The 24,352-nt window shown below is 45.3% G+C and carries 24 protein-coding genes and 1 other RNA gene; 15 read left to right on the top strand and 10 right to left on the bottom strand.

Going from position 1 to position 24,352, the window contains the following annotated elements; translation table 11 throughout:
* Window positions 1-28: 28 nt before the first annotated feature.
* The 3 genes from IPM19_03695 to IPM19_03685 all read right to left on the bottom strand — a co-directional run bounded on the left by IPM19_03695 (window position 29) and on the right by IPM19_03685 (window position 1,614).
* Window positions 29-778, bottom strand: a complete 750-nt coding sequence (locus tag IPM19_03695) for a PadR family transcriptional regulator (protein ID QQS22707.1) — start codon at window positions 776-778, stop codon at window positions 29-31.
* An 81-nt stretch (window positions 779-859) separates the two neighbouring features.
* On the bottom strand, window positions 860-1,120 hold the full coding sequence (locus IPM19_03690) for a hypothetical protein (GenBank protein ID QQS22706.1): 261 nt from the start codon (window positions 1,118-1,120) through the stop codon (window positions 860-862).
* Window positions 1,121-1,131: 11 nt separating this feature from the next.
* Entirely contained in the window at window positions 1,132-1,614 is a 483-nt protein-coding gene (locus IPM19_03685; GenBank protein QQS22705.1) for a hypothetical protein, read from the bottom strand.
* Between the two features lie 245 nt (window positions 1,615-1,859).
* On the opposite strand from IPM19_03685, the gene IPM19_03680 reads away from it, so the two are divergent.
* The 3 genes from IPM19_03680 to tnpA all read left to right on the top strand — a co-directional run bounded on the left by IPM19_03680 (window position 1,860) and on the right by tnpA (window position 8,937).
* The gene (locus tag IPM19_03680; GenBank protein QQS22704.1) at window positions 1,860-4,988 is read left to right on the top strand and encodes a fibronectin type III domain-containing protein; all 3,129 of its coding nucleotides are present in this window, start codon (window positions 1,860-1,862) and stop codon (window positions 4,986-4,988) included.
* Window positions 4,989-8,357: a fibronectin type III domain-containing protein gene (locus tag IPM19_03675; protein ID QQS22703.1), complete on the top strand. Its 3,369-nt coding sequence runs from the start codon at window positions 4,989-4,991 to the stop codon at window positions 8,355-8,357. It begins immediately after the preceding gene.
* Between the two features lie 157 nt (window positions 8,358-8,514).
* A complete protein-coding gene (tnpA, locus tag IPM19_03670) occupies window positions 8,515-8,937 on the top strand; it encodes an IS200/IS605 family transposase (GenBank protein ID QQS22702.1) in 423 nt (140 codons plus the stop codon).
* Window positions 8,938-9,137: 200 nt separating this feature from the next.
* On the opposite strand, the gene IPM19_03665 is transcribed toward tnpA, so the two are convergent.
* Both IPM19_03665 and ssrA read right to left on the bottom strand, forming a co-directional pair.
* Window positions 9,138-9,584, bottom strand: coding sequence for a histidine phosphatase family protein (locus tag IPM19_03665; protein ID QQS22701.1), 447 nt, complete (start codon window positions 9,582-9,584; stop codon window positions 9,138-9,140).
* Between the two features lie 124 nt (window positions 9,585-9,708).
* Window positions 9,709-10,096: a transfer-messenger RNA gene (gene ssrA / locus IPM19_03660) on the bottom strand.
* Between the two features lie 86 nt (window positions 10,097-10,182).
* On the opposite strand from ssrA, the gene IPM19_03655 reads away from it, so the two are divergent.
* Window positions 10,183-10,464, top strand: coding sequence for a hypothetical protein (locus IPM19_03655; protein QQS22700.1), 282 nt, complete (start codon window positions 10,183-10,185; stop codon window positions 10,462-10,464).
* Window positions 10,465-10,515: 51 nt separating this feature from the next.
* A complete protein-coding gene (locus IPM19_03650) occupies window positions 10,516-11,229 on the top strand; it encodes a hypothetical protein (GenBank protein QQS22699.1) in 714 nt (237 codons plus the stop codon).
* Window positions 11,230-11,261: 32 nt separating this feature from the next.
* On the opposite strand, the gene IPM19_03645 is transcribed toward IPM19_03650, so the two are convergent.
* The 5 genes from IPM19_03645 to smpB all read right to left on the bottom strand — a co-directional run bounded on the left by IPM19_03645 (window position 11,262) and on the right by smpB (window position 14,493).
* Window positions 11,262-12,524, bottom strand: a complete 1,263-nt coding sequence (locus IPM19_03645) for an NYN domain-containing protein (GenBank protein ID QQS22698.1) — start codon at window positions 12,522-12,524, stop codon at window positions 11,262-11,264.
* Between the two features lie 112 nt (window positions 12,525-12,636).
* Entirely contained in the window at window positions 12,637-13,074 is a 438-nt protein-coding gene (locus tag IPM19_03640) for a hypothetical protein (GenBank protein QQS22697.1), read from the bottom strand.
* Window positions 13,075-13,076: 2 nt separating this feature from the next.
* Window positions 13,077-13,346, bottom strand: coding sequence for a hypothetical protein (locus IPM19_03635; GenBank protein ID QQS22696.1), 270 nt, complete (start codon window positions 13,344-13,346; stop codon window positions 13,077-13,079).
* A gap of 48 nt (window positions 13,347-13,394) precedes the next feature.
* On the bottom strand, window positions 13,395-13,964 hold the full coding sequence (locus IPM19_03630; protein QQS22695.1) for a phospholipase D family protein: 570 nt from the start codon (window positions 13,962-13,964) through the stop codon (window positions 13,395-13,397).
* 91 nt (window positions 13,965-14,055) lie between these two features.
* Window positions 14,056-14,493 carry an SsrA-binding protein SmpB gene (gene smpB, locus IPM19_03625; GenBank protein ID QQS22694.1) on the bottom strand — a complete coding sequence of 146 codons (438 nt, stop codon included), beginning with the start codon at window positions 14,491-14,493 and terminating at the stop codon, window positions 14,056-14,058.
* A 91-nt stretch (window positions 14,494-14,584) separates the two neighbouring features.
* Between smpB and IPM19_03620 the strand changes: the two genes are divergently transcribed.
* The 10 genes from IPM19_03620 (at window position 14,585) to IPM19_03575 (ending at window position 24,302) form a co-directional block, all read left to right on the top strand.
* On the top strand, window positions 14,585-14,842 hold the full coding sequence (locus IPM19_03620; GenBank protein ID QQS22693.1) for a hypothetical protein: 258 nt from the start codon (window positions 14,585-14,587) through the stop codon (window positions 14,840-14,842).
* Window positions 14,839-16,320, top strand: coding sequence for an arginine--tRNA ligase (gene argS, locus IPM19_03615; GenBank protein QQS23422.1), 1,482 nt, complete (start codon window positions 14,839-14,841; stop codon window positions 16,318-16,320). Before IPM19_03620 ends, argS begins: the two co-directional genes overlap by 4 nt.
* Before the next feature lie 5 nt (window positions 16,321-16,325).
* Window positions 16,326-18,062 carry a class I tRNA ligase family protein gene (locus IPM19_03610; protein QQS22692.1) on the top strand — a complete coding sequence of 579 codons (1,737 nt, stop codon included), beginning with the start codon at window positions 16,326-16,328 and terminating at the stop codon, window positions 18,060-18,062.
* A complete protein-coding gene (locus IPM19_03605) occupies window positions 17,965-19,326 on the top strand; it encodes a class I tRNA ligase family protein (protein QQS22691.1) in 1,362 nt (453 codons plus the stop codon). The genes IPM19_03610 and IPM19_03605 overlap by 98 nt, the downstream gene beginning before the upstream one ends.
* An 82-nt stretch (window positions 19,327-19,408) precedes the next feature.
* Complete coding sequence (locus IPM19_03600; GenBank protein QQS22690.1) at window positions 19,409-19,570, top strand: hypothetical protein; 162 nt, start codon at window positions 19,409-19,411, stop codon at window positions 19,568-19,570.
* A 15-nt stretch (window positions 19,571-19,585) separates the two neighbouring features.
* On the top strand, window positions 19,586-19,843 hold the full coding sequence (locus IPM19_03595) for a hypothetical protein (GenBank protein QQS22689.1): 258 nt from the start codon (window positions 19,586-19,588) through the stop codon (window positions 19,841-19,843).
* Between the two features lie 423 nt (window positions 19,844-20,266).
* Window positions 20,267-20,977: a CBS domain-containing protein gene (locus tag IPM19_03590; GenBank protein QQS22688.1), complete on the top strand. Its 711-nt coding sequence runs from the start codon at window positions 20,267-20,269 to the stop codon at window positions 20,975-20,977.
* A 2-nt stretch (window positions 20,978-20,979) separates the two neighbouring features.
* The gene (gene recO / locus IPM19_03585) at window positions 20,980-21,726 is read left to right on the top strand and encodes a DNA repair protein RecO (protein QQS22687.1); all 747 of its coding nucleotides are present in this window, start codon (window positions 20,980-20,982) and stop codon (window positions 21,724-21,726) included.
* 8 nt (window positions 21,727-21,734) lie between these two features.
* A complete protein-coding gene (locus IPM19_03580; protein QQS22686.1) occupies window positions 21,735-23,552 on the top strand; it encodes a hypothetical protein in 1,818 nt (605 codons plus the stop codon).
* Between the two features lie 36 nt (window positions 23,553-23,588).
* A complete protein-coding gene (locus IPM19_03575) occupies window positions 23,589-24,302 on the top strand; it encodes a CBS domain-containing protein (GenBank protein ID QQS22685.1) in 714 nt (237 codons plus the stop codon).
* Window positions 24,303-24,352 lie beyond the last annotated feature (50 nt).

The raw sequence follows: 24,352 nt of genomic DNA, 5'->3' as shown, positions 1-24,352 counted from the left end.
CCACTAACATTTAGTTAGTGGTTTTTAATTATTCTTTCGGGAAAATCAGGCAGTTGTATTGACCGGCCTGAAAGTAGATGCAATCCTCTTTGATATGCTTCGCAATATCGGCAAGCTTTTTTAGAAGCACTGGAATTTTTTGTTTGCCTACGAACGATACTTCGTATCTCCGACACTCGTCGTAAACGATTTTCTGCTGATTGTTTCTCCAGAAACCGGCTGTCGGCAGAGTGGTGGCGCTGAATGCACCGAAATTGTCGAACATAAACCTTTCCAGATCTTTTTCGACAGTGCTCTCGCCGAGTTCGGTTTGCAGCTTATGAGAAGGCAGTAAAAATTGAGCGGCTCGTCCCAAATCGACAAGTTGGTATCCTTCGCCTTGGAATGGTGTCCAGATGTTGCTTTGGGAGTCCCCTTGTATTGATTCCTTTTCGTCGAATAAATTGAGTTGCGCACCTTTTTGGCTATCTCTGATCAGAGCTGAAAAGAGGTCGGTCATGGTTTGCATATTTTCGTGCAAGACTCTTTTGCCCTCGTCGGTAATGCAATACATAATGCGCCTGCGGCCGCCTCTTTTGTGGGTTATTTTGCTCTTTTCGGTGCTTAAATAGCCTTTATTTTTGAGACGCTGCAGGGTTGTGTACATTGCGCCTTTCGAAACTTTCTTCCCTAACGACTCTTCGATGTATTTTACAATCTGAACGCCATAAGGTTTGTTCATTGCGCTCGTGCAAGCAAGCACAGACAGTTCAAAAAGCCCTAAGAATATTTTTCCCATATATTCCTCCTGTGATTTTAATAAATAAAAATACCACGGTTTGTGGTATTTGTAAAGGCGCTGGTTTCCAGCTTTGGGCAGTCAATGCAGCTTTGTAAGTCTCAGCACTTTGTAAGTCTCTGCAAAAGCCTTCGCCTCTATAATATATGGTTCGCCGTCAGTGTTCCCGTCTGCATCGCACGTATCGGCGAGCATGCAATTTTCATCTCCCATTTGAGGGGCGCCCCACGAAGCCATAATTTCGATGGGCTCGTTGAAGGGGTTGGGGATGGCTCGGCAATATCCTTTTGCGTTATAGACACCTTCTTCGTCCGAGGGTTCGTAGCGGCTTAAAAACTTCATCTCCTTAAGTTTTATAGTGCAAGAACGGTTGCCGAGTTGAAACGGCAATTACCGGTTATTCTTCGATTGGCTTTTCTGCCTTCGACAGATTCGATGCAGCGGGCAACGAAACCCTTGGTCACATAATAATTGCCCACGTCGTCGGTGGCAATATACTCGCCAAGGAGCAAACCCCAAAAAGAAAAATAATACGTGTTATCTTTGATTGTTCCAGCTTTGCTTTTGAAGTAGCTATGGATTTGTTCAAAAGTGAAAGGGTCCCAAGTGTTATCTCTTTCCCTGCAGAATTCGATGATCTTGGCTGCAGCAGTTTCATTTTCGAATGCACCAAAGGCTCCCGTAAGGTGGGATGAAATGTCAATATCGCTTGGTTTGTGGTTGCAGTCCGATGGGTCAGTGATTATCTCCTCATACGTAACGGTATAGAACGGTACCAGCTCGTCGAAATTATGACGAACCATATTGTCTGCGTACTGTTTTTGTCCTGAATTCATACTTCCTCCTAGAATAAGTAAAATATCACTAAAGCATGGGCAGGTCAACTGGGTTGAGTGTAGTAGGCATTACGAACGTATGAGTATTCAATTCTACGTTTTTAAATACCACTTAGATATTAGTATTTACAAAATCCAAATATTATGTTATAATTAAGCCAGATATACACTTTGTTTGTTCTGAGGATGCTGGCACGAATCTAAGCATTATTCGGAATCATAAGAAACAAAAATAAATAGAAAATTTGCCACAAATACTACGAACATCTGTCGCGGTGTTGCTGTGCATAGCTGTATTTTCAGGTTTCTTCACGCAACCATCTTTAAACAATCAGGCTAAGGCTGCTGTTTTGTTAGAGGATGATTTTTCTGGCACTACTATTGATACAGACAAATGGATGGAATACGAAAACCAAGGGGCTGGTAATGGAGGCTCTGCTGGTAATGTTCAACAGAACGGATCTTTGACTGTGGTAGGAAATAACGCATGGAATTCGAACGGCATAAAATCAGTAAGTACCTTTGACCGCAGCCAGGGCGACATTAATATAGAGGCGGATTGGACTTTAAGCAACTGCGCGGCTACCACCGGTGGTTTAACCTACGGGAGCTGGGTTAACGGCACCTTGCAAAATAACACCATTTTACTTAACCGATTAAGTGGTGCCTTTAAGCTTTGGTCTTTTAATACCTCTGCAGATGTGACAGGTGTGACTTGCACTAATGGAACACCGATTCATGTGCGCATGGTTATTAAGCAAGCAGGAGGGGTTGATGTATATTTAAATAACAGCCCAACGCCAAACGGGAGTCTGACTGCTGGACAGGCGCCGAATAGTTTCAACAATCATACTATTCAAATAATGCAGTATGACACTTCTACTATTACCATAGATAACTTGTCCGTTACTCAGGGAGTAGATGCCGTGGAGCCAGATGCTCCAACAAATTTGTCTGCGACTCCGGGAGCCGGAGAGGTGGCTTTGACATGGTCCGCACCAGCTGATAATGGAGGATCGGCGATCACAGATTATTTAGTGGAGTATAAGTTGTCTAGCGAGCCCACTACATGGACCACTTTTAACGACGGGACCTCTACTACAACCGCCACCATTGTTACAGGCTTAACCAATGGTTTGAGTTACGACTTCAGAATCTCGGCTACCAATCTGGTGGGGACTGGGGATTCATCGGAGCCCGACTCTGCGACCCCAGCGCTTTCCGTGCCTTCTGCCCCTTTGAGTCTGGCAGCAAGTACAGGAGTAGATGGTCAGGCAAGCCTGACTTGGTCTTCACCCTTAACCAACGGCGGCAGCGCGATTACCGATTATATAGTGCAGTATAAATTAAATAGCGAGCCTAGCACATGGATCACTCTTAATGATGGCACTTCAACAACATTAGCTGCCACAGTAACAGGTTTAACTAATGGTGTGAGTTATAATTTTCGCGTTGCTGCAGTCAACGAGGTTGGAACGGGAGCAAATTCTTCTAGCGTGACAGCCACTCCCACCAATTACGCCCTATCAGATAATTTTCTAGGCACCACCATTAATACCGATAAGTGGATTGAAGTAGATACAGCCGGAGCAGGGGGGACGTCCGGCTTGGTACAGCAGAATAATAAATTAACCACTACTGGGAATAACACCTGGGGGGGAGCTAGGCTGGTAAGTCAAGAACAGTACAGCAGGGAGGATTCGCCAGTAATAACCACAGAGTTTTCCTTTAGTAATATCGGCACTTTTGCTGCCCCTATGGTTTATGGTTCCAACACCACTTTAGATGCCGTGACATCTAATAATTATTTTATTTTGAGTCATTCAAGTGGTTACTTCTTCTTAGCTTACGGTTTGGATGGCGGTAATTGGGAATCATTGCTTAGCACTGGAGTATCCATAGTAGCTAACCGGCGCTATCGTTCTGTTATGACCGTGAATCCAACGCAAGGCGTCACTTTTCAGCTGTATCAAGATTCCAACGAGGATAATGATTTTGAAGATGCAGGAGAAGATACCGATCTCTTGGCTGGCGGCGTAAACTCTATAAGCTTGGGAACCTTTTCGACTGGCCATTTTTTGACCACTTCGTATAGTTCCACTACGACCACTTCTGTATATAGTGTTATTGTGGATGTATCCGATCCAGCTGCGCCTGATGCGCCAACAGGATTAACCGCCAGCCCAAGTTCAGGTCAAGTAGTATTATCATGGACTGCCCCTGGAAGTAATGGAGGCGCGGCAATTACAGACTACCTGGTCGAGTATAAGCTGACTAGTGAACCAACCACTTGGACGACTTTTAACGATGGTACGTCCACTACTACCTCTGCAACCGTAACAGGTTTAACAAATGATCTAAGCTATGATTTTAGGGTTTCAGCTGTTAATTCCATCGGGACTGGGACTGCCTCTGGCGCGGAATCGGCAACTCCGGCCTTGTCTGCCCCTTCGGCTCCCCAGGCTCTCACAGCCGACACTGGTTCTAGTGGGCAAGTTGGCTTGGATTGGGATACCCCACTGTCCAATGGTGGTGCTGCAATTTCTGACTATATTGTGCAGTATAAGCTCTCAAGCGAACCAACCACTTGGATGACTTTTAACGACGGTACGTCTACCTCTACGTCAGCGTTTGTATCTGGCTTGGTCGACGGGCAAAGCTATAATTTTAAAGTCGCGGCCGTTAACTCGGTCGGTACAGGTGTTTTTTCTTCCTCGATTACAGCAACCCCCAACAGTTACGCATTGTCCGATGACTTTAGTGGCACAATAATTGACACTGATAAGTGGAATGAAACTGATTCTGCCGTCAATGGGATAGGTGGTTCTGCAGGAAATGTCCAACAGAACAACGGGCTGACAGTAACCGGCAACGATAATTGGGGTACTAATGGCGTTGAATCTGACGATACTTTTGACCGGACCGACGGTGATATTGAAATTACAGTGGTGATGCGAGCCTCTCATTGTACTTCTGGCAATAGTTTTGAGTTTGGTTATGGTGACATGGATATCATTAACGCGGGAACAAGCTATATTGTCACGAAGAATGCTGGTGCGTGGCAATTATATTCATGGAACAACGGCTCTTCGGCTGGAGTAACAAGTTTGACTGGAATTAGTTGTACTGCCGATACGGATTTAACTCTGAAGCTAGTGGTTTTGCAAGAGGGTGGAGCCGAAGTTTATTTTAATGATTCACAGACTCCGGCAGGTACTCAAGCATGGGGAACTTTTACCAACGCTCCGGTGTGGTTGCAGAATTATTCCGCGGGAGTAACAACGACCTTTCGAAGCATAACTGTTACTGAACCGGCTGCTGGCCCTGGTGTACCATCTATTACCCAAGCAGATGCAGGGGATGGTGCAGTGTAATTGGTTTGGTCGGTTCCAAGCGACAACGGTTCGCCAATTACAGATTACCTAGTTGAATATAAACTAGCTTCTGACTCCTCATGGGCAACCTTTAATGATGGCACTTCGAACGAAAGCACAGCTACTGTTACCGGTTTAACAAATGGCGCCTCATACAACTTTAGGGTGTCTGCCATTAATACAAACGGCTCCAGCGATACCTCAGCAGTTGCCACAGCAACGCCGCTGTCTGCCACCCCTCAGGCTCCTTCGGCTGTATCTGTTACCATTACTGGCACGCCAACTGTAGGCGAATTATTAGTGGGCTCTTATACCTTTGCCGATCCTAATGGCGACACCGAAGGAAGCACTTCTTTCCGTTGGCTTAGAGCCGACACTGTTGGAGGGAGTTATTCAGCAATTTCCGGCGCTACTAGCCAAAATTACACAATTACTTCTGATGATCTAAACAAATACATCAAATTTGAGGTCACACCTACTGCAAACAACTCGCCAGCGATCGGTACTCCAGTTTTAAGCAGTGCCACTGTACAAATAGACGAGGTTGATTATTTAAATCACATTCTTTCTACAGGTCAAAGTCTTTCTACAGGCACTAATGGCGCACCGGCGCTATCGACTACTCAGCCATATAGTAATCTAATGCTAAATGGGGCGTCCCTTGTCAACTTGGTTGAGAGCGGAGTAGAAACTATGAGCAGTGCCTTAGCGAACACGCTTACTTCTTTATCTCCGGGTGGAAATTATCAGTCAGTAGTCACTCGTCATGGCGTGGGTGGGACTGCTTATTCTGGTTTAAAGAAGGGAACAGGTCCTTATAGTACTGGTATGACTCAGGTAACGAACGTAAAAAATGCCGCTACGGCTTTAGGGCGGGTTGCCCGAGTTGTGGGAGTAACTACTATTCACGGTGAATCAGACCATTTGGCAGGGAATAGTGCTGCTTATGAGTCATATTTGGTACAGTGGCAGAATGATTATGAAACTGATGTTAAGGCTATTACTGGTCAATCTGGTGATATCCCATTATTTACCGACCAAATGAGTTCCCATACAGGATATAACGCCGCTACTTCGGGTATTCCCATCGCTCAATTATCCGCCTCGGAGAATAATCCAGACGAAATTATATTGGTCGGTCCAAAATACTTCTTAAACTATTCTGACTCAGCGCATTTAACCGCAGCAAGTTATCGATGGTTGGGCGAGTATTACGGCAAGGTAATGAAAAAAGTTTTGATTGATCACCAAGACTGGCGGCCGTTAAGTCCAGATTCTATCGTTCGTACTGGCAACGTCATACTGGCCAACTTTCATGTCCCAGGAGGTGAGTTAGCTTTTGATACGACCATAGTAAGTGCTAAAGCTAATTATGGTTTTGAATACTATGACTCAACTTCTTCGGCTACGATCAGCTCAGTAGAAATTTTAGATGGTGATACGGTCAAGATAACTTTGTCTGGCACTCCTACTGGGTCAAACCAGCGACTGAGATACGCGTACACGGGTACCCCGGGGTCTCAGCCGGGAGCTTCCGTAGCAGGGTCTGCTCGCGGTAACTTGCGTGATACAGACAGCACTCCTTCTCTGCACGGTAATACCTTGTACAACTGGGCAGTTCATTTCGACAAAGCAATAACCTTAGACACTTCCGCTCCTATCATTGCCTCCATATCTTCTAGTAAGTCTGACGGCACGTACAGTGTCGGGGAAGTAATCGACATTGATGTCGTGTTTTCCAAAGCCGTGTCTTCGACCGGTAACGTTACTGTAACCCTTGAGACAGGTGCTACGGATCGAACTTGTACTTTTACTGTTACTTCTAATACTACTGGAACTTGTGATTACACTGTGCAAGCCGGTGATTTAAGTTCGGATTTAACAGTTAGGTCAATTTCTGGCACCATCGCGGATCTGGACGGAAACCCAATGGTGAACTTTACTCCAGCCACTAATCTGGCTGCTAATAAAGCCTTGGTTATTGATACAACAGGGCCAATTATTAGTTCGGTCGTTGCAACGCCATCTACAACAAGCGCAGTAATTACCTGGACTACTAACAAACTGGCTTCTACAGGAATGACTTACGGATTAACCTCAACCCATACTGTTACTGCTCCTGTTACCGACACTTCTCCCAGAGTGTTGTCTCATTCAAAAACTATTTCGTCATTAATAGCATGTACCACGTACCATTATAGTGTGGTCTCTGTAGATTCTTCATCTGTTTCGACTACCAGCCCTAACGCAACATTTACAACAGATGGTTGTGTTGGTTCGGCCGAAATCCTAGCAGATGAAACCACTGCCATAGATGCATCTACAGGAGGTACTGCTCAGTTAACAAATGGCGGAAACACTATTCTGTTGAATATTCCTGCAGGAGCAACGGCAGATAACCTGTTCTACCAAATTAAATTAATTGATCCAGCAGACGGTCTTAATGGCACAGGAATTCCAACAGGTAAGACCGCAAGCAACTTGGTGTTCGATCTAAAGAATATTTACGATGTTAACACTGGAGTTGCCCCCGGCTTTGACGAGCCTATCGAAATTACTGTTACCTACGATGAAGATGACCTAAATGGTATTGATGAGTCTTCTTTGGAAATCTGGCATTACAGTGGCGGGGTATGGACATCGTTGGCTCCTTGCACGGTAGATACAAATGCCAATACCGTGACGTGCGAAACCGATTCATTTTCAGTTTTTGGCTTGTTTGGTGAGGTGGCCGCGGCAGCGAGTGGAAATTGGACAGGAGACGGCAGTCATCCTGCACCCGTCGAACAGCCTCATGCGCTTGGGACTAACATCATTACTTCAGACGGAACGATTTACACGCTCACACGCGATGGCAAGCGCAGGCCGTATACTTCTGCCGGAGCTTATTTATCTTATGGGTTTAATACATGGACGAATGTCGTTCCAGCTAATAACGCCGATTTAGCTTTAGAAATTGGTAGCTTTATCCCCGTTCGGGACGGATCGATTGCTTGCTCGGACAGAGGTTCGGACAAAGGTACCTGTTACCTTATTACGGGTGGCAAGAAGGCTGGATTTACTTCTAGCGCTGTATTTAAAGCTTTGGGCTTCTCGTTTGGAAATGCTATTTATGGAGATGTTTCTTTTATGGAAACTGCCCCAAACCTCTCCACTTCAGAACAAGCACATCTTGCCGGTACTTTGATCAACAATTCTGGCACCTTGCAGATTATCTCTGTCGGAGCATTAGTTGGTATTCCTTCTATGCAGATTCTAACCTCTTGGGGGTACAATCCAGCTCATGCAGTCCTAGCCAATACCTTCGACAAAGCATATTCCCAGATCCAAGTTCTAGCAGAAAGATTGGCAGGAGTATTAAATTTCTAGTCCCTAATTTATACAATATTAAAACACCCGCAAGGGTGTTTTTCTTTACCCATCTAAACCCCCAGCTTTAGCTGGGGTGTGCGTTTGAAAGCGTAGCTCTCGGCAAAAGCACGCTACAATAAAATCACCTCAAGCAAGAAAGGAGGTGATTTTAAAAATGGTTTCAAGTCGAAGATTGTACCAACTTGAACATAGCACTTACCGTTGTTTCTACCATGTGGTTTGGACTCCAAGGTATCGAAACAAGGCATTGCAAGACAAGTATACCAAAGCTGAACTCAAAAGAATATTTCTGGCCATCTGCAAGTGGAAAAGCTGGGAAATGTCTGCTTGGCACATTGGCGATGATCATATTCATCTCTACATTGGAATACCACCCAAGTATTCTGTTGCCTATGCTTTGGCAGTTCTTAAGTCTAAATCAAGTGCCTGGCTCAAGAAGAAGACTAAGCGGTTTCCTAAAGGAGCTCTTTGGGCCAGAGGCTACTTTGTATCCACTGTAGGCATTGATGAAGCAATAGTTAAGCGTTATGTTCAGAACCAAGAACATCATCAGATAGAACTGCCAAAGCTCTTCTAAGTGTTAGATGCCTGCTACGGCAGGCAAAGATAAAAGCCACCAGCGTTTAGCTGGTGGCTAGTTTACTGGCGGACACCATCTCAAAAAACCTTAAACACCCGTATGAAGAGATCATGTAGATGTATGGGATGATAAATTTGGGGAATAAAAAATCCCCTGATGTGGTCTCTGGGGATTGTCTAAATACTGTACTTGATATTCTAGAAATCAACGCAATTGCCATTTTCGATTTTAACTCCCTCGGCATAGCCAGCACTATTACATTTGAAGCCGATCTCAGCGGGAAATAGCCTGACGTATTCAAAATGGGACACGATAATCAAAACACCGCCTTTGTGGCCTTCAAGTTTTTGCTTAAGCCATTCGAAATCCTCACGGTGAGAATTATCGCTCCACAATTTTTCTTCCACGATCATTTCGGCAAGTTGCATTTCCTGCCTGATAATCTGGGCTGTTTCTACTGCGCGGTTTGCGGAGGAGGACCAGATCGTGATCTCGCAACCCGCTTCGTTAATACTCCTCTTTATCTTTTTAGCAAGCCTTAAAGACTGTTCTTTGCCACACTCCGATAAGCCCGGATTGGGGCCGTTAGCGTAAGCGGCGTGCCTAACTAAAAAGATAGGCCCTTGTAAATTAAGTTGTTTCATACTCACTCCTAAGATTTGTAGTATCTAAAAACTAAGCCGGAGCTTATGCCTGATAATATATCGTTTATTGACATCGTGTCAAATATAAACAAAAAACACCTCATCAACAAGAGGGTTTTTAGGTTGGTGGAGATGGCGGGAGTTAAACCCGCGTCCAAGTCTTTTTCACCGTTCCATTGTTCACAAGATTAGTTCGTTTAAGTTACCACTAGCCTTACAACGAACAACTAAGCTAATGGTCGATATATAAAATTTCGGTGTTATTGCATATATCGGACAACAACACTATAGCTCAAAATAATCTGGCGGATCTCTGCCCAGAGCGGGGCAGAGGACCAGGCGTTTGCCTAAATGTTAAGCGAACGCAGGTGCAAGTTGCGCATTTTTAAATGCGGTAACGACCTTGTTCCATGAGTTTACACTTATGGTTGCTTGTAAGATTTACGAGCTTGCAAGCTGGCTCGTCTTGCATATAGAGCGATGTCGAAGTCCTGTCGAAATCCGGCATCCCCAGCCACAGTATTTTACGGTAAAATAGCCGATTTGTCAAGATCAAAACATTGCTATATAATAGGAAAAACACCCTAGGAGGTTAGTCATGCAGAAACTGGAAGTTGAACTTGGGACATCTCACCTTTCCATTGGTGATCCTGTAATCTTGCGTCCGAGAGAATCTCGCAGCAGGGAATACCCTCCTTTTATGGAGGAACAGCAATTCTTTGTCGATCAAATCAAGCCGGCCCATCCGTGCACCCCTCATTCGCCTCGCATCTTTATTAAAGATGCGCATGGCCAATACGTAGTCGAGAGAGCTCTAGATGGCCGTATTATCAACGGCCGCTTTGATTCCGCGGATTTTATTCCCGCCAAAAATAACTAAAGACTCACTCGAGTCTTTTTTATTTGCCCGAGCAATTATGGTATTCTTAAAATGCAATTAAATATTGTAATTATGTTAAGCGAAGGCGGATCTCATCCCGATCAAAATGAATTTTTAAAGAAGGATAGCGGTTTTCAAATGCCCGAACCGGTCTTTAGAAGCAGCGAGGGTAAAACTGTAATTCCTTACTCCCAGAAGGGAGCTGTTAGGGCCGAACAGCAAACGGAGCGGCAGGAGAATGAGAAAGATTTACTACCTTGGACGTTGCAGCGCCTAGACTTTGCAGATTCTTTGGACCAAGCAGAAAGCATTTTAAAGGATTACAATGAAACTCGCCACGCAGCCAATATGAATGCGCGCGTTAACGCCGAGGTAGTTAAGCAAATAGAAATTGGCGGCAAGCTTTATAATGTTTTTAAATCTTTAAACCCCGATGCTCAGTTAAGTATTCTGCCGGATTATAACGCCGACCGCACTTCGGTCGAGCAGGTGTGGCACACAGTTCATCAGGACGAAATGCTCTTTCAGATCCTTGGGTATATGACCACTGGCCGATTGCTAATGCCGCAACAGCTGAAAGAACGGATTACTATCGAACATATCAAACAGTTTTATAAAGAGTTTCCGACAGAAGATAAGTATATGCAAAACGAACGAATAGGCATGATGCTTAACGGGTTAAAGCATTCGGAGAATATGCGGTTGTACCATAATTACCATGCGAAAGCAGCTGAGTTCGTAGACATAATGTACCCGGAAGATTAAAAAAACCTCAGTGAAAACTGAGGTTTAAATCTTTATGCCACGGCAACTTCGTGGTGGCCGTTGCCGCTTATCGCTGACAGTGCGCCGACAAAATGAGGCGGTGCCAGCTTGGTAAGTTGAGGATGGCTCGGGTTAACAATGATTTTGCCATCATCTGCCTTGCCAACTCGGGCAACTATACCCTTGTCCTTAAACACCTTTATTATCGTCTTATAGATGCCTGGGTCGGAGTTGAATTCGCCCGGACAATTCTTCTCTAAGAACAATTTAAGGTCGTTGTACAAAGAATCCAAATGAGGATAGTTGTCGGAGTTAGAGTTGAGCAGTACGAACCCTGCCGAGTAGCGGATGAGTTTTGCTGCGGCACTTTCGTTGTCATGGGGGATTTCTCCAATACGGTCAATCTCGTTGCTGACCATAGAAAAAGCGCGGCTCATTTTTTGGGAGGTGCCCCGCGGTTCTCCCCCGAGCAAGAACGGAATAGTGAATGGATCCAAAAGCTTGATATTATTCAAGCCGCGATCTTTAGACTGTTCCACCAAAGACACGAAGTCCGAATCTTGGGAAATTATCCAGATGTCCAGATCCGGGTCATGGTAACATTGATCCCTAACGCTTTGGGCGATATGGAAATCGACCTGATCCTTGTCTTTAGTGGACTGTCCGCAGATAACTACTTGCCAACCGCCGCCGCGCGTGCTTGTGAGGTATGTAACCTCGCGGCTTTTGTTGCGGTCCAAATAGTGGAGCGGAAAAAAGATCTGCGCTTGCCGAATGGCTCCGAAAGTTCGAATGTATTCTTTAAGGCGGTAAAAAGAAACCCTTGTCTCGTACTGACGTTCGGAGTAGAGGATATTCTCAAAATCTACGGCCACGTAGATAAGTTTGCTCTTACCTCGAATGTTAGGACGGGGAACAAGGACCGATGGCTGTACGGGAACGGTTGGAACCGATGCCGGGAGTTCTGACGGCGAGTCCACCTTTACTTCAGGTTTGCTCGCCTGGACTGCCGGAGCATAGCCGTTAATACGAACAAAGAACTGTTCGTTTATGCTTAACCGCTTATACTTTTTTCCGTTGCCAGTTGATTTTGTCAGGATCAACCTCCCTGTCTTAAGCTTCTTTATCCGTTCTCGGATTTGCTGGATATCGCTGCTATTTCCCAATTGCTCGAGTATCAATTGTTCAGGTTCAGGAATATTCCAGAATCTGACTCCATCGATTTCCGATATGTCGGGATTTTTGCAGGCAATATCTATGATGGCAGCGTCAATTATATTGACTTCTTTTTTCATGACATTGCATGTCCTCCTTGGTGTTGAATCTGATTACTATACCAAATATATCAGTTATGGTCAAGAAATTCAAAAACCCCGCTTAGGCGGGGTTTGGTGAGGTTTTAAGCTGTTATTTGGCTTTTTTAGTGGTCTTTTTTGTAGCCTTTTTGGCTGCTTTTTTGACTGTTGCCTTTACGGCCTTGACTGCTTTCTTGGCTGGGAGGGCTTTTTTTACTACTTTAGCCGCATTACCAACTTCCTTGCTAATGGATTCCCAATGGCCTTTTAATTCTGCTGCTGCTTCTGCCAGTTCGGCAGTGCTTACATTTTTGATGCCTTTGTAATTCTTAGCAACCGTATCAACTACTTTGTGGTAGCTAGCCTTGGTATGTTTGCCCGCTTTGTTGAGCTCGCGAACTACATCATTTTGCATATCGCCGGCCCACTTCGCTAGCTTTTTGCGGTTCTTAGCATTCTTACCGGTTAAAAAATATACCCCTGCGGCTGCTGCGGCCACAGCGGCTAAACCTGCCCCGACAGCGACTGCCTTCTTTTGTGACTTTTTCATAATTACTTCCTTTTATTTTGCTTGGTCTTTAAACCAAACAGAAATTTAATTAATGACTTTATGCTAAAACCTTGGTCTTTGATATTTTTTTTCAGCTCGACTAAGTCCTCGGAGACAAGCTGAGTAGCACGCTGTGCTTGTCTGGCAACTAGCCTAATAGTGCGCAGGAAAGAGATCAAGTATACCAGCGCCACAGTTAACAAAGCAGTAATTAATATTACTGCCAGGCCCGTTAACCAGAAGAATAAGTCGGTGAGAGTTAAAGATTCCATATAAAAAATTATATCACATTTAGTATAACGGATTGCGTATACTAAGCGTTACAGCTGCGGGGGATAAAGCGCAAACATTTTATTTAACAATTTTTGGTATTGGATGCGCAGCTCTGGGTCGCGGCTCACTTCTATAACTTCGTCGTTCTTGTCCGTCGCACTGGCTGTCCAGTTATATGAACCAGAAACATACGACTGGTCTGTTACTAGAACTTTCAAGTGCATGATTGCGCTGTGATCCTGAAAACCAATAGGAATTCCTGCAGCCCGCAGCTCTTTGACGATGGCTTTCTGCGCATCGATTTTATCAGTCTGTTCCTTGTCGATAATTCCTTTCACTTCCAGGCCCCGGTACTTTGCGGCGATGAGAGCGTCTTTGATGTCGGGCATGGTAAATGTGTAGATGCTGAAGTGTACGTACTTTTTGGCGTTCAGGATTTGGTCGATGAGAAGTTCATTAGCGGCAACTTCTTTGCTGTAGTAAACCTTAACTTCTCGGGCTCTATGATCTTCCCACGCCGGCTGGAAGTTTAAGGAAAAATAGAGCTGAGCCAGCCCCGCCACTAACGCTACGATAATGGTTATATAAATAATGTCTCGATTGAACTTGAGTTTCATATTTTCATTATAAAACAGGATGGTTCAAATCCTGTTAAAATTTTTTAAAAGACCAAAGCGGAGTTTCCTGAGCTGTTTTTAATATTTTAAGCTAACGATCAGTGTTGCTGTTGGCTTCGCGCTTAGCATCACGAGTTTTAATATATTCTCTTTTATCTTGTTTCTTGCGTCCAAACCCAACGCCGATTTTGAGTTTAATTAAATTGCGTGGTCCGATATAAATTTCTAAAGGAACAATAATACTGCCTTTATCTTTTCCAAGTAACTGGTTGAGTTCTTTTTTGTTCAGTAATACTTGGCGCTCTTGCGTGGGGTCATAGTCTTCTACAGGTGCGTATTTATAAGCACCGATATGAGCGCCGACTAAAGTAGCTCCTTTGGCATTAACTTTTAAATAGCTGCCCGTAAGAGAAACATTGCCTGTTTTAGCAGACTTAACTTCTCGTCCTTCCAATACTAAACCGGCATCAAAGGTGTCTTTGATGTCGTAGTCGAAACGAGCCCGTTTGTTGACTGCTAAGGATTTCATAGCTTAATTTTAGCAAGAAAACCGAAAAATACAGAGGAATCAGTTAAAATTTCGCTTTAAAAAAGCGGCTATATCCAGTATAATAAACCCTATGAAAGCGTATATTTCCCAATTGATTTCCGAAGCAATTCAGCAAATTAGCCCTCAGGAATCTGGGGAGGTTTTGGGTTCCTCTACATTATTTGATGTCTCTACTCCAAAAGCCGGCTTTGGAGACTACGCTACCAACGCGGCTATGGTGCTGTATAAGAAATTTAATGTCGCCCCTGCGTCGAACCCGGCTGAATTTGCAGCCGCGATCGCAGCCAAGGCTAAAGACCTGGACCGCGCACAGACTTTTCTAAGATAGAGAATGCTGGGGGATTTATAAACTTCACTCTCAGCGAAGAATACTTAACTGCAAACTTAAAAACCATTCTGCAAACCAAAGATGATTTTGGAAAATCGGAAATTGGCGCCAACCAAAAGGTTTTGGTGGAATATTTTCAGCCGAATATGGCTAAGCCTCTTCACTTAGGACATTTGCGAACGGCGATTATCGGCGACTCGCTGTTTAAGCTTCTAAAGTTTACCGGCTTTAACGTGGAATCCGATACGCACTTAGGTGATTGGGGGACTCAATTCGGTTTGTTGCTTCTAGCTTACAAGAAGTGGGGAGACCTGTCTGTAATTGAAAAAGACCCGATTACCGAACTTAATAAACTATACGTAAAAATTAATTCCGAAATTGAAGCTAATCCGGAATTGCGCGAAGAAGGCAAGCAGGAGTTTGTAAAGTTAGAGCAGGGTGATGAAGAGGTTAAAAAGATCTGGCAGCAATTCCGCGACTGGAGTTGGCAAGAATACAGCATTATTTATGATGACCTGGGCGTGCGTAAAAGCGACAATGACTGGCCGGAGAGCTTTTTTGCCGACAAAATGCAGGATGTCTTAGACCGCTTAAAGACCGCAGGGTTATTGCAAGAATCCCAAGGCGCTCAGATTGTCGATTTAGAGGATCATAAATTGGGTGTGGCTGTGCTCGTAAAATCGGACAGCGGCACTACTTATTTGCTGCGCGATTTGGCTACTTATATATATAGAAAGCAGCAAGGCTTTGAGAAGCAAATTTACGTAGTTGATAACCGCCAGAGCCATACGCTCAACCAGACTTTTAAAATCCTCGAACTATTGGGGGTTATAGAAAGCCCGAGCGAAGCTATTCATATTGCCTACGGTTTCCTCAGCTTGCCGGAAGGCGCGATGAGTACCCGCAAGGGAACCATCATCGGCGCTAACGAACTTATTCAAAAAGCTCAGGAGCAAGCCTTGGCAATTATCGAAGAGAAGAATCCAGGACTGGAAGATAAGGCATCTGCAGCCAAGGTAGTTATGCAAGGGGCAATAAAGTATTTTGATCTTTCCCATAATTATAAGAGCGATATCGTATTCACTTGGGATAAAGCCCTCAGTTTTGAAGGCAATACTGGACCTTATTTGCAATACACCCATGCGCGCATTAATGGGATTTTGCGCAAAGCAGGCATTAGAGATTCCCAGGAGTTTGAAATTAAAAATATATCTGTAGAAGATTCTGCGGTTTTGCGCAAACTTAATCAGTTCCCAGAAGTAGTCGAAATGACAGCGCAAAATTATACTCCTAACTTATTGTGCAACTATCTCTTCGAGCTCTCTCAAGACTTCAATACCTTTTATGAAGCTTCTCCAATCTTGAAGGAAGAAGATAAGAATATTCAGAGCTTCAGACTGCACTTAATAATGGCAACCGCTCAAGTATTAAAAAACGGACTAGGCTTGCTTGGTATTCAGGCGCCGGAACAAATGTAAAAATTATGAACGAAAATACAGAACAACATAAAGGAACCGCTTTGGATTTTAACCAGCAGGAGCTGGAAGTTTTAAAATACTGGAAAGAGCAAAGCATGTTCGAGCAGTCGCTAGAACAGACTAAAGACGGTGAACCGTTTATTTTTTATGATGGTCCGCCATTTGCAACTGGCCAACCTCACTATGGCCACATTTTGGGCTCCACGGTAAAAGATGTGTTCGGACGCTACCAAACTATGAAAGGCAAATATGTGCGTCGCGTGTGGGGTTGGGATTGCCATGGTTTGCCGATCGAAAATATCGTTGAGAAAAAGCTGCAGATTTCCGGCAAAAAGCAGATCGAAGAAATCGGCGTAGATAAGTTTAATGCCGCCTGCCGCGAAAACGTACTCACTTACGTTGCCGACTGGGGCCAGATGGTAGAGCGCATGGCGCGCTGGGTGGATTTTGAAAATTCCTATAAGACCATGGACACCACTTTTATGGAAAGCGTGTGGTGGGCTCTTAAACAAACCTGGGATAAAGGCTTGATCTACGAAGACAATAAAGTGCTTTTGTACTGCAGCCGCTGCGAAACCCCGCTGTCTAACTTTGAAGTTGCGATGGATAACAGCTACCAGGATGTTACCGAAACATCAGTGTTTGTTAAGTTCAAACTGACCCCCGGCCAGCGCATCGTCGACTTCTTAACCAACGACAATACTTTCGCTTTGGCTTGGACGACAACTCCTTGGACATTGCCCGGCAACACGGCGCTGAATATCGGTCCCGACATAACTTACGTAGTGGTAGAACAAAACAACCAAAATTACATTTTAGCTAAAGACCGTTTGGAAATTTTAGAAGGCGAGTACGAAGTAAAGATGGAAGTGTCCAGCCGTTCGCTGGAAGGGTTGTCTTATGAACCGTTGTACGCCAACGTCATTCAGAATCCGGACAACACCGCCTGGAAGATTTACATTGAAGACTATGTGACCGTAGAAGACGGTACGGGCATCGTTCATAATGCAGCGATGTACGGAGAAGTAGATTACGTAGCTGCCAAGAACCGCAACTTGCCCCGCCAGCAAATGCTCGACAATAAGGGTGAATTTTTAGACACTGCCCCAATGTCTTTGCAGGGCAAATTCTTTAAAGATGCAGATAAGATTGTACTGGCAGAGCTTGGCGAAAAAGGCTTGGTTTACAAACTGCTCAACTTTACCCACAGCTATCCGCACTGCTGGAGATGCGGCACTCCTTTGTATTATTCCGCATTGTCTGCATGGTTCATTAATATCCAGAAGGTGAAGCCGCGCTTGCTTGAGCTGAACCAGAATGTGAGCTGGTATCCGGAGCACTTAAAAGAAGGCCGCTTTGCCCAAGGCATTACCAATGCGCCGGACTGGAATATTTCGCGCAATCGCTATTGGGCTACCGCGCTGCCGTTTTGGAAATGCGATTCAGAAAGCTGCGATAACGTAGTTTGTGTTGGCTCAATCGCCGAATTGCAGGAGCGGTCAGTTAACTTCGATGAAGTTTATCCAAATTATGACCCGAATGATTTGAATGCTTTGGATCTGCATAAGCCCTATATCGATAAAGTAAAGCTGAAGTGCGCTAAGTGCGAATCAGCGGCACCTAGCCCTGTGGGGCGCAGCGACAATGACACGCATTCCGGAAGTGGTGGATTGCTGGGTGGAATCTGCCAGCATGCCCTTTGCGGAGCTTCACGCTCCCTTCGAGAACCAGGCATTGTTTGAACAGCGCATGCCGGCTGACTTTGTGGCAGAATACATTCCTCAGACGCGCGCGTGGTTTTATGTGATGCATGTGATGAGTACGATATTGTTCGATAAAGCTCCATTTAAGAATGTGGTAACTACCGGTACGATTCTGGCTGAAGACGGTAGCAAGATGAGCAAATCCAAGAACAACTTCCCGGATCCGTACGAACTGATTGAACGCTATGGCATGGATCCGATTCGGTTCTATCTAGTTAACAGCCCGGTGGTTGCCGGAGAGGATTTAAGCTTCTCCGAGACGGGGGTTTCGGAAGTAAACCGCAAGCTGAGTTTAATTTTGTGGAATACCTTTAAATTTTTCCGCATGTACAGCCAGGACAAAGTCAGTACAGAAATTCCAAATGTAACTCACAGCATGGATGTGTGGATGCTCACTAAGTTGGCCGCCGCGCACAAAGAAGTTACCGAACAAATGGACCGCTATAACACTACCAAGACGGGGCGCGCTTTGAGCGACTTGGTAACAGAGCTTTCTACTTGGTTCGTTCGACGCAGCCGCGATCGCATGAAGGCCGGTAATGAAGACTCCAAGGCAGCTTTGTCTGTGCTTGGCTTTACTCTAGTGGAAATCTCTAAAATGCTTGCCCCGATCATGCCGTACATTTCCGAACAAATTTATAGGGATCTAACAGGAGAAAAATCTGTGCACTTGGCCAAGTGGAGCGAGGTGCGCGATTACAGGGAGAGCGTTCTGGAAGAAATGGAAGCGATGCGCAGCCTGGTTGAGCTCGGCTTGTCCTTGCGCAAGGAGCAGAATCTAAAGGTCCGTCAACCACTGGGAGAATTGCAGTATAGTTTTGGCGAAGAAGGTCAGGCTTTGGACTCGTCCCTCGAAGCTATTTTGGCGGAGGAGCTGAATGTAAAAAAGGTCACCAGCGCCGAAGTTGTTGAGCGCAGCAACTGGGCAGTTAAATCTGAAGGAAAATTGAGCGTTGGTTTGAACTTGGAAATTACGCCGGAATTAAAGAATGAAGGCTTAGCGCGAGAATTAGAGCGTGCCATTCAGGATTTGCGCAAGAAAAGCGGTTTTCAGGTGGGGCAGCTAGTTGATTTGTATTACACAACCGCCGATGAAAATTTGGCCAACGTATTGACCATCATTGTGGACCGCAAAAAGACCTTTATCAACCAGGTTAAAACCAGCCTCGAAGTGGAAGTTGACTATGAAGTCCAGACCAGCGTAAACGGCGTCGGAATCTGGCTTGGTCTAGTGGGAGTTTAGTTATCCACATTCCAGATGAAAAGTTACTAAATCGGCAGCAAAAACAGGTTATAATTAAGATACAGCTGATTAAACATTTATAATGAATCAACCAGTATCTTTTATTTATAGACAAACGATATTTGCTTTTGTAGCGGGATTGATAGCAGGAGGGCTTTTGATAGGCCTATACGATACCCAAGCAAAGCATCCTTTGTTTAGTGACGTAGCCACGGTGAATGCAACAGTTAAGGTTTCTGAATAATTATCTAATCATCTCATGAACGCAGTACAAGGTTTAAAATATGCCTTAGTTATGGTTTTAGTCACCAGTGCCATTTTGCTGGGTTGGACTACTTATCTGGAGCGTCAATTAGACAAAAAAATGGCTGCTTTTTCTAATGCCATTGCTCAGGCTAAGAGTGAAGCTGAGGCAAAGGAGATTATTCAAAATTTCCTAATAGACACCGATAAGCGTCCTACCGCCACCTCTGCCTCCGCAGACAGCCAGCCTTGCCTTTGGCTCTGCGGCAAATAATTTATTATTAGTATAATTAATAAAAATGAACAGTCCCTTTTTAACCCTACTGGTTTTTGGTTTTGTGTGGTGGTTTTTGGTGGTTACTTTTTTCCCCCCCCCTTGTTTGTTCCCCCCCCCCCCCCCCCCCGGGGGGGGCCCGGCCCCGGGCCCGCGGCCGCCCCCCCCCCCCCCGCCCCCCGGGGGGGGGGGGGGGGGGGGGGGGGGGGGGGCCCCCCCCCCCCCCCCCCCCCCCCCGGGGGGGGGGGGGGGGGGGGGGGGACACACACCCCCCCCCCCCCGGGGGGGGGGGGGGGGGGGGTTTTTCCCCCCCCCGGGGGGGGGGGGGCAGGGGGGGCGCCCGGGGGGGGTTACTCCCCGATAAATTCATAAAAAATCCTTTAAAGCCACCGTTTTCGGTGGCTTTTCTGATATAATAAAACTATGTTAGCCAAAGATTTAATGACCTCAAAAGTCATCACCGTCGGTCCAGAGACCTTAGTAAGCGAAGTAGCAGAGATTTTGCACTCCCACCACTTTACAGGCGTGCCGGTTGTGAACGAAGAAGGCAGGGTTTTAGGAACTATTTCTGAACGTGATTTCATCACCGCCGACTCCCATCTGTATTTGCCCACTTACATCCATATGCTTTCTAATATGGAGTATGTTCAGGGTGGCGGCAAAAACCTTCCTCATGTGGTGGATCAGATTGTGAATGCCAAAGCCAAGGAGATTATGAACCAAAACATCCCTTATGCCCGTCCGGACAGCACAATCGAAGAAGTATCCCACATGTTTGCCGAACAGCGCGTTAATCCGGTTCCTGTTACAGACAGTACTAATAAATTATTAGGAGTTATTTCCCGCAGCGACCTGATTAAATTTTTTTCTCCAACCATGTTGCAAAGCTCTTATATACCGAATAAGGAACAGCCGCCCAAGTTGCGCATGATCGATTCCGAAGTTAACTTTGCTCACAGCGAATTTACCTCGACTTTTGCTTATGTGGCCAAGGCGCGTGCCAATATTTGGGTTACAGCTGCGGTGGTGTTGTTTATCACCGGTTTTATTGTTGGAATTATTTACGTAGCCGATCCTAATATTTTTAAGAACAACAGCGGTCCAAATTATGCACCAGCTAATCAGAGAAGGTAACTATGTCCACCGAAAGAGTCCTTAGCGGATTCATAATCAAGAGCCAGGACCTAAGTGAGGCAGATTTGCTCCTCACTTTTTTAACAGAGGACGAAGGCAAGGTGAGGGCTATGGTAAAATCGGCCAAAAAAATGACCAGCAAGCTGAGCGGCAACCTGCAGCCTTATAACCTGGTTAAAATTACATTGGCTGGCAACGGCGGCTTGGCTAAAGTCATCAACGTAGTATTAATTGAAAAATATGCAGAGGTCATGCAAAGCTCGCTGGCTATGCATGCTGTTTTGGCCATGCAGGAGCTTGTTCTGCGTTCGTTGGCAGATGGCCAGCCTAACTCTGATTTATATAGGATCTATAACCATAGTCTTCGGCAGCTCAACGATCATCCTCAACAAAGCCCGCAGGTTGTGTCGGAATTTTACCTGCACAGTTTGATCGCTCTTGGGTTTGCTCCTAGGCTTTTGGAGCAACGCCCTGTCCCGGATTTTAAGCAGATATATTTTAGTTATAGTGATGGCAGCTTTAGCTTGGACTACTCGTCCGGCGCAGGGCAAAGCATTTCTCGTTCAGCTTATAACATGTTGAAGGATTTGCTTAGTCCAGAATCTGTAATACATGAAAATAGGGGGGCTGCCGATGTGCTAGATGCAAGAGAATCAGATGTTAAAGAACTGTTGATGCTGCTTACAAAATTTGCCAGTTTTCAGCTTGAGCGCGAATTACGGGCCCCTAGCTATTTTCTCGTGATATAATTAAGTAAATGGAAGACTTCACTCCTCAACAAGTAAAAGGTCCGGATAGTCCTAATCAATTCGATCTGACTCCGCCCGAACCGACTCCGCCTGTGGGTGAGAGCGGCTTTTCTCGTTTTAGAGCCTTTTTAGCAGCCAACAAATGGTATGTAGCTGCTATTATTGTTGGCGTACTTATTATCGGGGCTTTGGCTGCGTTCGCATTTTGGCCCAGACAGGAAGAGCGCACTCAAAAAGCTAAAGTAGAGATGACCATTGACGCGCCAGAGACAACCCAAGCCGGCGGCGAACTCATTTATAAAGTAAAAATTTTGAATCAGGATCCTTCAAAGCTGGTGGATATGAATCTCGAGCTGGTGTATGACGAAGGAGTTACTTATAGCACAAGTACCCCTAAGGCAGAGAATCTTTCCGGATCCAGTTTTGCCGTGCCGGATTTAGGTACTGGCCAAAATGCAGCGTTGATAATTAAGACCACTGCGCAAGGAAATGTGAACGATGAAAAGAAGCTGGTGGCGCGTTTACGTTACCGCTTTGATAATTTTAATTCACCATTTACTTTAGAGGCATCTCATACTACCAAATTGGTGGCTGCGGATGTGGTTTTGGATTTGTCGGGCCCTGAGGAAACTAATAATAGCGAAGTTGTAAAGTATGATTTGTTCTACCGCAATAGTTCGAGCAAAGATATAGACAATGCCCGCATCCAAATCACATACCCGAATGGATTCACTTACGGATCGGCCAGTCCCGAACCTTCCTTGAGCAATAATATTTGGAATCTTGGCACGCTCAAGGCGAATGGTAATGGAAAGATTAGTTTTCAGGGTTCGTTTAAAACCGCTAGGTCTGGACAATCGTTCGATTTTCGCGCCGAACTATTGGTACTGGATGATAATAGCAATTACTTCACTCAGGCCAGCACCAGCTTTGCGACTTCTATAGCAACTAAGCCTCTCTCGGTAGAAGCCAGAACCACAGGCAGCACGGCAGCGGGCGGCATTGTTGACCCGGGCGATACGGTGAGCGTAGAGGTTAGATTCCAAAACAATACCCAAGTTGTGAATACGGGAGCGCAGGTGGTAGCGCAGATAGAATCGGATGCTATTGCGCCAGGCAGCATCAAAACCGAATCCGGGTATGTTCAAGACCAGACAGTAACCTGGAACGGCTCTTCTCTTTCAGCTTTGTCGAGCCTTAATCCTAATGATTCGGGTACAGTTAAATTTAGTTTTAAGATTAAAGATCCTGCCACGGATTCTGGCGATGAGAGCTTAACAGTAGTAATTAAGCCGCGGATAAAATCTAATCAGAACAGCACCTTTATTCCTGGGACAGATTTGAGCATAAAAATCTCTAGTCCGGCCAAGCTTACTGGAAGCGTAGATCATGCCGGCGGCAGCTTGCCGCCGACTGTGGGCAAAGAAAGCAGCTTTAAAGTTTCTCTGTTCCTTGATAATAGTTCCAATGATTTCCGAGATGGGGTGTTAACCGGATCAGTTCAAGTGGGCGTGTCTTTGGATACAAGCTCAATTACTCAGTCAGAAAAGAATTTGGTCAAATATGATGCCACCACAGGCAAGCTTACCTGGAATGTCGGCCAATTGTTGGCTCATAGCGGCGATGGAAGGCCTCAGCGGAAGCTAGAGTTTACAGTAAAGACAACTCCGTCCAGCTCTCAGGCAGGACAAGCGATTACATTGTTTAAAAATATTACTTTTTCTGCAACTGACGACTTTACTGGCGAAGGCCAGAGTCTCCAGCTGGGCGATCTTGGAACCAGCAATCTTCCGGGTGGATCCAGTAACGGCCGCGTTAAAAAATAACATAATAATTTAAATCATATGTTAGTCAGTGATTTAATGACTAAGTCAGTAATGACGATCCCTCCTGCTATGCCGCTCAGTGAAGTTGCTGAGTTAATGCATAGTCATGGTTTTCATGGCGTTCCGGTGGTTAATGAGCAGGGGACAGTGCTAGGCATGATCACAGAGAAAGAATTATTTTCCAGTGATTCTAAGTTTTACCTGCCGGGATTCATGAGGGTTTTGCAGGATACCAAGTTCTTAAGCGGGCAGGCCAAAGAATTGCCTTACGCAGCGCAGCAGCTTACCAAAATCAGCGCTCAGGATGTAATGAGCAGAAATACCTATTTTCTTCATCCCGAAATTGAGGTTGATGAGCTTGCCGAAATTTTTGTAAATTATAATCAGAGTCCTATTCCTGTGGTAGATCATGCTAATAAGCTGCTTGGCATAGTGTCGCGCAGCGACCTGGTCCGTTTGCTGGCACCGCCGACTCCAAAGCATGATAAGGGCTACTACGATACTCTCCGTAAGAATGCTTCGCCCCGTGCAGTGGACCGAGAATTAAATTTTGTGCGCAGTGAAATGGGATCGAAATTTGCCATGGTGGCCAAAGCCCGGGCTAATATCTGGCTTACTGCTGTTATTGTATTATTTATTGCGGGATTCTTTATCGGCATCATCTATGTGGCCGATCCCGATATCTTGCTTCAGAATAAAGCTCCGGTGCGAAACTCCCGAACCGAGCCGCCTCCGTCATTCAGTAAATAAATATTATTCGGTAAATGATAATATTTTGCAATTAAAAAACCGCCCAGCAG

The organism is bacterium (genome assembly GCA_016699995.1).
Taxonomy (GTDB): domain Bacteria; phylum Patescibacteriota; class Doudnabacteria; order UBA920; family UBA920; genus UBA920.
This window is presented reverse-complemented; position numbering and strand designations above follow the sequence as displayed.